The sequence below is a fragment of the uncultured Psychrobacillus sp. genome (genome assembly GCF_938022135.1).
Lineage (GTDB): Bacteria > Bacillota > Bacilli > Bacillales_A > Planococcaceae > Psychrobacillus.
The window spans coordinates 117030-128238 of sequence record NZ_CALIED010000084.1 but is presented as its reverse complement, the minus strand read 5'-3'; the positions used below and the strand labels follow the sequence as shown (position 1 = coordinate 128238).

The following is an 11209-nucleotide window of genomic DNA, read 5'->3' as shown; positions in this document are numbered from 1 at the left end:
CACGGATCGAGCCTGTAGTCTCTCCCTCGTGCTGTTCCCCTAGGAGTCGCCGCCTACACTCCAAACAACTAGTATTTCTTCTATCTAGTCAGTTTTAAGATAAATTGAGGTCTTTTTTACTTTCTTAGCACGTTCTTAATTTCTTCATTTTTAAGCTTGAATTTGCCCAAAAATCCTTCTACTTCAATGTCTAAAACATATGAAGAGTCATCTAAGTTTCTATAATCTCGATTTATTTTCCTCATAAATATGCCTGGCGAATAATTGCCACTAATAGTTTGCATCATAACTGGTTCTTCTCCTTCTTTTACATCGAGTTGGAAAGTATCGCAATTATAATCGAGGCAGTGTACTTGATAGGAACTTTCCATCCACTTAGCATAATCAGTTTCACTCGGCTTTAGGATAATGACAACTATAACAAATGTAAGTATCGACAAAGACAGTAAAAACCAGGTTCTTTTGGGCATAAAATACTCCTTCTTTAAAATCATCTTATTTTACAGTAACCATTGGCCACTTAACTTTCCAATTCTTACTCTCCATACGCTTTTTATAAACAGCTTTGAGCTCGTTGCTCGCTTCAAATCGAGGTACCGGACGGACGCGCATTTGAATTACGTCTCCGATACCATGAGGTGCCGTTAATATTAAACCATTAGCTCCTAGCTTAACTCCTAATGCTGTAACAGTTTCCGGGAAATTTGCTATCCCGTCCTCTGCTGATTGATACGGTGGTTGATTGTTTACCGTATGCATCCTCGCCTGGTTTTTCACAGACCAAGGGATACCTGGCATCCAGGCCATTAACTGCTGTTCAAATCTTTTCTCCTCTGCCTCATCCAAGCATTTTGGGTCAAAATAGATAACGTCAATATCTGCTAAGGGGGTACGAATATCGTAACCATGGAGAGTATCCCATATTTTTGACCGAACAAAACCAGCGCAAATCCACCAATCGGGAAGATTTAGTTGCTCTGCGACTCTCAGTAAATCCATCATCCATTTGTCATCTTCTATTAGGGCTATTATCTCTTGCTCCGTACGAATATCCCTCTTAAGCATTGGCTTCCCCCTTACTCCGAAAGAATGTGAGCTTCCAGCCTATAAAAATACTAATGATGAGCACCAAAATGTATAACCATTCGAGATTAACTATACCAATAATCTTATGAATGAAAGCCATAACCCCAACTAAAAACATTGAACCAAACACTTTAATCATAGAACTTTCCTGCGCTTGCTTCGGTTCATTGGAAAAAGGAAAAGGATCTTTTATGAACATCCAATAAGAAACAATAGTTAGAATCACTGCCACTAATAAAACTATTACTAGATCCAGCCATATGCGGAAGGTAAAGATCCAAAGAAAAATCAGGCTTAAGGGTATTAATATAGGCAAAAAATAATTAATGATGGTTGCCTTCAAGGTGGCACTATATACTAGTCCTCTACTACGCATAGGTGCAACGTAAAATACCCAGTGCGCCTTATAAAAATTAGAATACTCCAGCAAGAGAACTACTGAAGGAACAAAAATAAGTGAAAAGTAAATGATCATAAAAGAATTTCCATTAGCCAATTCCTCATAGCTGCTCATTCTTAAATTATTGAAAAGCATGATAAATGGAAAGATAACTGCAAATCCCAGCATTGGGTATACTTTCAGCTTTAATTCCCTTTCCTCCTTCAGCATCATTGAGGAAAATTTATAAAAAGCTCTTTCTTCCTTTGTGCTACACAAAATACTGGACCAAAACGAGGTCAGTCTTCGAGCTTTTTTCTTTTTTCTATTCGAATCACTTTGCAGCTTAGACAAGTAGTTTTCAAACGTAGGCATTAGTCGTACATATAGCAAAACAGCTATTATTGGAATGATTAGTGCAAGTATAGTAAAAAGAATGATATATAAGGAATAATTATTATTAAAAATCAACTCAAAAGGGGCTGCATACCAAAACGGCGGAAGGAATAAATGCCACCAGGCAAAGCTGTAATCGATATCCAGATTGACAATATCAAAAATGCGTCCTACTAACTGGTAGCTGACAGCCATCCCTATTGCCAAGAAAATTTGCACATAATTAATGACGTCCTTCAAAAATTCCCCACTAAAAAAGCGAAGAACGAAAAGGTATATAAAGGCGGTGAAAATAACGGTCAAACCGCTAATCATCCCTATTTCCACTAAAAACAAAAGGGAAAATAAGGGGCCAAACTTAAAGATGCTTACGATTAACGGGATAATCACGAAGGAACCAGTCAATAGAAAAATATAAATCAAAATGTGCATTATTTTGGCTGCATTGATCGTACGATTGCTAATAGGCTTTGGCTGAAGTATATTTTTGTCTCGAATATCAAGCAATACAGCTGAAAAGTCTGAGATCATGGACGTCATAAGTATTACAAACATAGAACTGAACATGATGGTGAGAGAAAAAAGAAAGTTATTTCCTAAAAAAAGAAAAGGAGTTAACAGAAGAAGTCCAAAAAGACCATAAACCCATAAGGACTTCGTAAATTGGTTACCATCCTTTTTTTCTTTTGAGCCATTAAATATAGGAGGCAACCTCCGGCTATCCATTGTCAGCTTAAGCTGTAAAATTCTCCTCATGATGTCATAATCAATATCAAACTTTAAAAATATCTTTCGAAAACGGTCCAGCACTCTAAGCGAAGCAAAATCATTCATGTAAGTTTCCCCCACTAACCGTTTGCACAAAACGTTCTGCAATCTCTTCATGCTCGTTAAAGCCAGTCAGCTGATTAAATATTCCCTCCAAAGAGCCCTCTTGACTTTGTTGCTTAAGCTCTTCAAAGCTTCCGTCCGCCACTACCTCCCCGTTTACTAAAAGTACAATCCGATTACTGATTTTCTCAACGACGTCCATAATATGAGATGAGTAAAATATGGTTTTCCCTTGTGCTGCAAGCTTTGCAAGTATCTCTTTTATGACCATCACACTGTTCGCATCCAGTCCACTAAGTGGCTCATCATAAAATAATAAGTCAGGATCGTGTAGCAGGCTAGAAATGATTAATACCTTTTGTTTCATTCCCTTGGAAAAAGAGGACAGCCTTTGATGGAAAGCAGCCTCTAGGCCGAATTCCTTCATTAGCGTAAAAGCCTTCACTTCTGCCTCCTTGGTTGTTAGCCCATACATTTCACCAGTAAAAACTAGATATTCATAAGCCGTGAGATTTTCATAAAGCTCTGCCGTTTCGGGTACATATCCTATTCTCTTTTTATATGTATAATTATTTCTTTTAATATTTTCACCAAAGATCTCAATCATTCCGGAGTAACCATCAATCAAGCCTAGGATTAGTTTTACAGTTGTACTTTTACCTGCTCCGTTCGGTCCGATATACCCGATGATCTGACCCTCATAGACATCTAAATTCACCCCGCTAAGCACTGTTTTGTGCCCGAACTGCTTCGAAACATTTACTAAGGATAAAATTTTTTGCGCTTTCATTTAATTCCCCCTGTATTTTATAGACATGTAATTGATTGGTGCTATTGGCTGGATGTCTTCCATGATTACCTTTTCAAACGTTTAACTAACTTGCATCTATCCAACCCACTAGTATAATAGAATGTAATTATTCAAAATATTTACAATTAAATTGTAGCATATTATTATTCATAATTGATGACCATCTTTTTTAGTTTTGAATAACTGTTGTACTTTTCAGATAAAGTGTGTAGGATTTTCTAATATCAATGTCTAAAAAGCTGTGAGGAGAGAAATTGCTTTGTTGCCTACTTCCGAAACCAATAAAAAATCAATCGCCTTATTAATCATAGGGATTATATTCATCTCCTCTACATTGCGAGCACCACTTACCGCAGTGGGGCCAATTATATCCTACATTAGGGATGGGCTTGATATCTCTAATGTGTTGGCTGGTTTTATCACAACGATTCCATTACTTGCCTTTGCTGTTTTATCTCCATTTGCACCTAGAGTAGCACGCCGTTTTGGAATGGAAATGACTTTATTTCTTGCTATTTTACTGTTGGCGTTCGGAATTGCCATTCGGTCCACCGGGACTCCCTTCTTCCTATTGTTTGGCACTGCTTTAATCGGAATCGCAATTGCGTTTGGTAATGTGTTAATCCCTAGCTTCATCAAGCTTAAGTTCCCTTTACACCTTGGATTACTTACAGGTATTTTCACCGTTTCTATGAATCTCTCTGCTGGCATTGGAGCAGGCATTAGTTATCCCATTGCAGAAGGAACATTCCTTGGTTGGCAGGGAGCATTAGGTATCTGGTCTATTTTAGCTATCATCGCCTGTCTTGTTTGGGTACCTCAAATTAAACAGAGGCTGCAGATTGTCCTTGATGTTCCCAATACCAACCCTATAAAAGCCAAATCTATCTTGAAATCCCCTTTAACATGGACTATTACTTTATGTATGGGATTCCAATCCCTTATCTTTTATACAACGGCTGCATGGATCCCGGAAATATTACAGACGCAAGGGATGGAGGCTGGGAAATCAGGTTGGATGCTATCCACCATGCAATTTTCACAGCTTCCAATGACCTTTCTTATACCAATCCTTGCAGGACGGATGAAGGAACAAAGAATACTAGTCGCAGTATTTTCAATTTGTTATTTGATTGGGTTTATTGGGTTGTTGTACGGTAGTCTTTCTCTAGCAATACTGTGGATGGTATTCCTAGGATTAGGCGGTGGGGCTTCATTTGGATTAGTAATGATGTTCTTCTCTCTTCGATCAAGAACACCGATGGAGGCTGCAGACTTATCTGGTGTCGCGCAATCTATCGGCTATCTACTTGCTGCAGTCGGACCAGTATTCTTTGGGTTTGTTCACGATACGACTGGAAGCTGGGATACTCCAATATTATTATTCATCTTGACAGTTATTCTGCTTTTCTTTGCTGGAATGCATGCTGGAAGAGATCGGTTTGTATCAGAGGGTTAATGAAAAGCATGGCAGGATAAGAAAAACAATGGGACAGGGGAAGGATATGAACAGATTTCAAGAACTGACTTATAAAGAAAGAGTCAAGCATTATTTAGTAGTAACGGTCATTCTAGCAATAACTATGTTACTAATGCCATATGAATATCCCACCTGGACCCCAGTACTCACGATTGCTATCATGGCTGGTACCATAATTTATAATCTATTTAAATGGAATATCCAGACGATAAGCACCGGAAATGCTATTTTAATATACAATACGTTCTTAATGATCATTCTCTGTTATTTCGTATTTTTCATCCCGTACAACATTTCATTTATGTATAGTGTGACATATTTTATCCTTACTATCACTGCTAGCATAATTGATTACTTTAGAAAAAGGTGATTATATACTGGGGGCCAACCATCTTCCACACCCTCATTGTGGACCATTTTCTTCCGACTACTTATCATAATTATAAAGTTTAAATAGATAACTTATTCTGGATTTTTAATGGTTAAAACTTTTTTAAGTTTTTCATTTCTATACTTTTATTCATAAAGAAAGACCATCCGCATTGAAAATGGATGGTCTCTTCTAATTTAACTAGCTATTAATATGGGTTTGGCTGGTAGGAATAGTTTGGCGTTACCTTTTCATTGTTATAAGGCTTTTGAAAGATATGAGTTGTTGCAGGTGACATCGGTGGGATGAGCCAAGCCCAGTTCCCAGTGACGTCTCTGCCTGCATCTCGTTCTATTTCCTCAAACTTTTTAAATTGATGAGCTGCCGTATGATGATCCACGATACTCACCCCATCCTCCTTAAAGGAATATAAAACAGCAGTATTCAGTTCGACCAATGCGCGGTCCTTCCAAAGAGAAGCATTTGACTTCGTGTTCAAGCCCATTTGCTCAGCAATGGTAGGCAGCATATTATAACGATAATCATCCGCAAGATTGCGTGCACCTATTTCTGTTCCCATATACCAGCCGTTAAATGGAGCAGCTCCGTACGTTATGCCTCCTACTTCTAGCTTCATACTAGAAATCATCGGAACGGCATACCATTTTAAGTGTAGGTCTTGAAACCAATCCATTTCTGGATGCCGGAAAGGAACCTCTAAAATATACGAATCCGGAATGTTAAAGATCTTTGGGGGTTGATTATTCACTTGAATGACAAGGGGGAGCACATCAAAGTTTGTCCCCTCCCCTTTCCAGCCAAGCCCTTCGCAAACTTTCGTGAAAGCAAGGGAATCTGAATCTCCAATGACTCCCCCCTGAGTTTCATAGCCAGCATAACGTATGAGTTGGTGATTCCAAACACGAACATCTGATGAAGAAAAAATGGTAATCGTCGGTCTGATTCGACCGGCGTTCGTTGCGTACTCGATATGGTCAAGCAATGCCTCGAAAATGTCTTCTTCTTTACATAAATCCCGCTTATCGAAAACAGTCAGGCTTTGCCAAAATAAACGACCAATGCATTTATTGTTATTACGCCAAGCAACTTTAGCACCGAACTCCAGCTCCTCTGATGTATGTACATATGTGCCACAGCGATTAATTTCATCTTCTATTTCTTCCAGGCGAGCAACCATCTCACGTTCCTCTTTACCTGTCTCTATGTAGTATAGTCTTATAAACTCCTGAGCTTCAGTTAACATGATCATAGCCCCTCCCATTATCTCTTCCATCTTAGTGGAAGGGAGCAGCCCCAAACAAGTACCTCAGTAGTGGCAGATGTGAGGAATTTATGACACCCCAGTTAGGATTAAAAGAAAAAACTATATACTACCAACTCTGGAATATGATAAAATCAGATTAACTTCAAAACTCGGTCTTGTAGCTCAGTTGGGAGAGCACCACCTCGACAAGGTGGGGGTCGCTGGTTCGAGACCAGTCGGGACCATCAGTTTAGTAGGCTTGCAAACGTTGATAAAGCAACGTTTGCGGGCTTTTTCTATTTTAGAAACTATTTGTACAAAACCTCGTATTTCTGCAAATGGTCACGGATTGGTCACAGCTTTTTTTCCAGTGCTTTTTCAAAAATATCTGCTAAATCATTATGCAAACTATGAAACTATATTGACCTTCTCGAATTCTTCTTTGCTTATATAGTGGATATCCTTGTTGAAGTCCTTATAGATAACCCCTTTTGCAGATACCCATTTTGACCATGTATATCCCTGTCTGTGAACATCCCGCTTGGAGTCGATGCGATAATACTTTCAACATACTCGGGATCCAGAAAGATGTTATCAAACAATGCAAAATGAAAGGCTCTGATGTTCAATCTACCGTTATCCAGAACTTGTCCATCTTTGTCGATGTAATTTGTTTTAACTGAGTGAGCTGGATTCTCAGGGTTAGTATCAATCAATACTCTAGCTCCCTTGTAGGAACAACGAGAAATAACCTCTTTTACAAATGAATCATGTAAAGCAGTTCCCTCGTTTAATAAAGCACCAGCTGCTGTAAATCCACGCGCTTTTTTCCAAGCGTCTGCATTAGCACCATCGAAGCAATATAACTTGTTTCCGAATACAGTAATCGCATTCGCTTTATTAAGCCTCAAGTCTTTACCTAAGATGACTTCCATATCGTTTAAGATATTCCGTCTAATACTTGCTTGGGTAGCTCCACCAATAATGAAAGATAGGCCTTGGTTTTCGTATTTAGCAATGTGCATAAGAAAAAGCAGTATAAATACAAATGTTTTACCTACCCTTTTTGCTCCACTAGCTAATAAGATTTTAGGTTTTTCATGAATGAAACTATTCATAACTTCTTGTTGCTTCGGTGTAAGTTCAGCCAGTATTCATCACCAGCCATCTTACGTAACATCTTGGCAATTTCGCTTTCTTGCCCTGTAGACCCATCGCCTTTTTCGTGTTTGTTAATTTCTGCTTTCGCTTTTTCAATTCGCAGTTGCTTTAATTGGTTATCATTTAGTAAATCAGTGTACTTAGACAGCATCTCCAAAGCTTTCATTTTGTCTACAAGCTTCACACTCACGCCATCTTTACCTTTTTTAACTTCAGATATTATAGTTCCATCAACATCTTCTGAGTTTTTGAAATCCACATGATTAACGTTGTAAGTAATGTTGTTGCCTTCATCGTCCTTCATATTTCTTCCTAGCTCACCCTTAGCTACAAGTGTTTCAGAGCTGAATGAAACAAAGTCTGTTATATCCGCAAAAGCTATATCAATGTATTTCTGGATGATGTCTCTAGCATCTAACTTGAGCTCATTTGCTTGTTCAGACTTCATTCTGTCTATTTCATTGGATATCTTAGTATTTCTAAGTAACCCATGGCCATTTGTCATTGCTGTAGTATAAGCGCACTTATAAGCCTTTTGATAAGCCTTTGTAGCATTGAAATACTTAATGTAGTAAATACAAAAAAGTCGTTGTTTTTCAGTCAGTTCATCCGACTCAACAACAGACTCTTTACTCTCCTTTTTTGTATGCACCCTTTTTGATTTTGTGTGCATACCTTTTTCAACTGCATCCTTAGACATTTATGTCTAGTTTTCCAAGACTTCACGGTATTAATGGATACGTCATATTTTTCTGCAATCTTTTTATACTTCATGCCAGCTATATAATCTTTTTCTGCTAGCTCATATTTCTCAGCCACCTAACATAACACCACCTCCGAGATCTATTAAATTTTCAATCACCTCTTTATGCTATTTGCTTTTATAAAATAAATAAACACCTCCATATTAGAGGTGCTAAAATTATTCTATAAACCTGGTATCCATTCTTTTATTTCTTTTAAAATTGCATAAACTTTTGCAGAAGGTTTATTCTCTTCTAAATAATCAATTCCTCTTAGAGTTATTCGAGGCTCTAATGCTTTGTAGGTACTATAAGTAGCACCCATAACACTAAATTTCTTCAAGCCATCTATATAGCCTTCTTCTAACATCATTCCCAAGATTCGACTATGCCTTGGCTCAGAAATTCCTAGTGCTTTATGATTCACTTTATTAAAGTCTATTCTTTCTTCATCTAATGAATCTTCTAGATACTTTAATATCGCTAATATAATATCCTTTGTATCATTCGCCATGACATCACCCCCAATGATAATATTCGTCATAGAAAGTGAAAACTCCTCTTACAAGCATCGTAAGATGGTTAACGAAAATTATTTTCCTACCAGGGGACCTACCTAGCCGACCCTCCTTCCAGTTTACACGACTGATTTTTGTAATGTCAAAAGTGTACGACTCTGGCTATTTTGGCTAATCTGGCTAAAAACCTCTTGTTTCTTATATCGTACATAATCCTTTGAGGCTGATAAATGAGCTGCAATCTGTCTGTGAGTCATTCCTTCCAATAGGCAGTCATAGATGGTCTTTAGTTGCTCATCCTCTATTAGATCCAAAGCTTTCTCTAATGCGTACACATAGCTTCGGATTCGTTCTAGTCTCATCAGCTGGCTCTTCTCTCTTACATCCATCTTCTTCAACTCTTTTGCACTTCGGATTGAGGAACCTTTAGGCATTGCAGCATCTATTCCATACTGTGCTACTCCCCAGGAACTCATAGCAACTGAGAACCCGAATAAAACTTTCTCTAGTCTCTCAATCTCTTTCTTCCAGAATCGATAATTACCTACCATGTATCCAATATCTAAGTTATTTTGTTCGTTCATAATCCCACTCCTCTATCGTTGTCGTATTGTTCCGCCTCTTTTTACATAAATCGCTCTATTACACCCCATTAAATCTTCAATTTCCCTACGAGAAAAACGTTCTTTATTCTGTTTGATTGTCTCTAGTATTCTTTTTATCTATCTCTTGTCTAACAGGCAGCATATGCTGTCATCAAATGTTGTCCTCCAGTGGGCTGGGCGGATTAGTTATTTAATCTCTTCTATATATTTTACCTCGTCATTCCAAACAAGTTCCTCCAGTAATAAATGATCATCAAAAAAATTCTTTTCTAATAACTGTTCTTTAAACTTCTTACCCTTCTCTGAATACATAACATTATAAAATAGCATCATTATTTCGTAGGAAGATAGTTGGGCTCTTAAAATTCCTCTAAATTCCTTCTTTGCCAAATCATCAAGCAAATCTGATTCATTAACATACTTAACAATCCTGTACAAATTTCTATAATAATGGCCAAATATATATTCATATTTTTTATAGAAGGTTTCATAGGAATTCTTTTTTATTTTTTCCCATTTTAAAATATCTTCAATAACGTACTTATCGTTTAACTTATAAACATCACTATTTAAAAAATAATGTTGTGGAAATTTCATTATTTCATGTCTTAATGAGATTTCTATCCCTTGAATTTGACTAACAATATCAGGATGTTTTTCCAGTATCTTTAGTAAAGAAGGATAATACTCCAACAAGCCTTCTTCTCTGTCTTCAATACTTTCTTGTAGATGTACATATTGAACCGTAGTTAAATCTCCTTGTTTAAATATTTTGTCTAATTCTTCATTTAATTTTTCTTTCTCCACTATCGGATAAATCCTGTTAAAAATTTGTGTAATTTCTTTATCTGATAAATATTTAAGAAACTTGAATTCTCTGTAATCAATAATAGCCTTTTCTTTAAATTCAGCGAAAAGGACCGCAATTAATTCTCTCCCTACAATTTCATTTCTTTTTAGATTAGATAATATAGTTTGGTGGAGATTAATCATATTAAAAAAGGTACTTTCAAATTGTTGTCTTTTCATTGTTTTATTAGTTATTTCATACTCTTCACGAGTTTTAGTAACTTCGTTACGTTGGATTTCAAGTTCTTGTTTTTGCATAATCATTGCAGCCGTAACAAGAATTATACTAGCGAAAGATAGTAACCCCACAGTAGTCCCACCGAAGAAATCACCTACAACACCTAAATCTTGAAAGCTACTCATTTTATAACCTAATCCCGCTAAGCACATAATAGCAAAAGGTAGACTTATCGCTACTCCTGCAATAATAAATCCAACAACTATCCACCAATTTTCAGTTTTTTTATACCATGATACCTTTTTAATTTCCTCGTCCTCTGAACTCAAACCTTTTCCTCCAGTACGGTCAGCATTTCTTGATGCCACAATCTAGTATTTATAGTAGTACTATTATTTCTTAAACAAATACAGCCATATTAAATCTATATCAATAATATAATTACCAATTCTCTTAGGAAAAATAGATTACACAGCAGTTGCTGTAATCTAATATTGTCCTCCGGTTGGCTGGGTGAACATAAATATTTAAAGGAAGT

General features: G+C 37.0%; 11 protein-coding genes, 1 tRNA gene and 1 pseudogene. 3 read left to right on the top strand and 10 right to left on the bottom strand.

Features of this window, described 5'->3' with window-relative positions:
* Nucleotides 1-116: 116 nt before the first annotated feature.
* From Q0371_RS17690 to Q0371_RS17675, 4 genes are read right to left on the bottom strand one after another with little or no spacing between them, the layout of a single operon-like run.
* On the bottom strand, nt 117-470 hold the full coding sequence (locus tag Q0371_RS17690; RefSeq protein WP_169361165.1) for a hypothetical protein: 354 nt from the start codon (nt 468-470) through the stop codon (nt 117-119).
* Between the two features lie 25 nt (nt 471-495).
* On the bottom strand, nt 496-1065 hold the full coding sequence (locus tag Q0371_RS17685; protein WP_169361166.1) for a nucleotidyltransferase family protein: 570 nt from the start codon (nt 1063-1065) through the stop codon (nt 496-498).
* The gene (locus Q0371_RS17680; RefSeq protein WP_298473610.1) at nt 1058-2695 is read right to left on the bottom strand and encodes a hypothetical protein; all 1638 of its coding nucleotides are present in this window, start codon (nt 2693-2695) and stop codon (nt 1058-1060) included. Before Q0371_RS17680 ends, Q0371_RS17685 begins: the two co-directional genes overlap by 8 nt.
* Nucleotides 2688-3482 (bottom strand): ABC transporter ATP-binding protein, encoded by a 795-nt coding sequence (locus Q0371_RS17675; RefSeq protein WP_298473607.1) that lies wholly within the window; start codon nt 3480-3482, stop codon nt 2688-2690. Before Q0371_RS17675 ends, Q0371_RS17680 begins: the two co-directional genes overlap by 8 nt.
* A gap of 283 nt (nt 3483-3765) precedes the next feature.
* Between Q0371_RS17675 and Q0371_RS17670 the strand changes: the two genes are divergently transcribed.
* Together Q0371_RS17670 and Q0371_RS17665 are read left to right on the top strand one after the other, a co-directional pair.
* A complete protein-coding gene (locus tag Q0371_RS17670; protein WP_366518623.1) occupies nt 3766-4962 on the top strand; it encodes an MFS transporter in 1197 nt (398 codons plus the stop codon).
* Between the two features lie 46 nt (nt 4963-5008).
* Nucleotides 5009-5353: a hypothetical protein gene (locus Q0371_RS17665; RefSeq protein ID WP_298473601.1), complete on the top strand. Its 345-nt coding sequence runs from the start codon at nt 5009-5011 to the stop codon at nt 5351-5353.
* 208 nt (nt 5354-5561) lie between these two features.
* On the opposite strand, the gene Q0371_RS17660 is transcribed toward Q0371_RS17665, so the two are convergent.
* Nucleotides 5562-6623 (bottom strand): nitric oxide synthase oxygenase, encoded by a 1062-nt coding sequence (locus Q0371_RS17660; RefSeq protein ID WP_298473598.1) that lies wholly within the window; start codon nt 6621-6623, stop codon nt 5562-5564.
* Between the two features lie 166 nt (nt 6624-6789).
* Between Q0371_RS17660 and Q0371_RS17655 the strand changes: the two genes are divergently transcribed.
* Nucleotides 6790-6862 (top strand) — tRNA-Val (locus Q0371_RS17655).
* Nucleotides 6863-7046: 184 nt separating this feature from the next.
* Here Q0371_RS17655 and Q0371_RS17650 read toward each other — a convergent pair.
* From Q0371_RS17650 to Q0371_RS17630, 5 genes and pseudogenes are all read right to left on the bottom strand, one after another.
* A pseudogene (locus Q0371_RS17650) lies at nt 7047-7735 on the bottom strand (PBSX family phage terminase large subunit); the annotation flags it as partial.
* On the bottom strand, nt 7732-8478 hold the full coding sequence (locus Q0371_RS17645) for a terminase small subunit (protein ID WP_298473595.1): 747 nt from the start codon (nt 8476-8478) through the stop codon (nt 7732-7734). The pseudogene Q0371_RS17650 and the gene Q0371_RS17645, both read right to left, overlap by 4 nt.
* A 227-nt stretch (nt 8479-8705) precedes the next feature.
* Nucleotides 8706-9065, bottom strand: a complete 360-nt coding sequence (locus Q0371_RS17640) for a YjcQ family protein (RefSeq protein ID WP_298473592.1) — start codon at nt 9063-9065, stop codon at nt 8706-8708.
* A gap of 93 nt (nt 9066-9158) precedes the next feature.
* Nucleotides 9159-9623, bottom strand: a complete 465-nt coding sequence (locus Q0371_RS17635) for a sigma-70 family RNA polymerase sigma factor (RefSeq protein WP_298473589.1) — start codon at nt 9621-9623, stop codon at nt 9159-9161.
* Nucleotides 9624-9830: 207 nt separating this feature from the next.
* Nucleotides 9831-11000, bottom strand: coding sequence for a putative phage abortive infection protein (locus Q0371_RS17630; RefSeq protein ID WP_298473586.1), 1170 nt, complete (start codon nt 10998-11000; stop codon nt 9831-9833).
* Between the last annotated feature and the right edge of the window lie 209 nt (nt 11001-11209).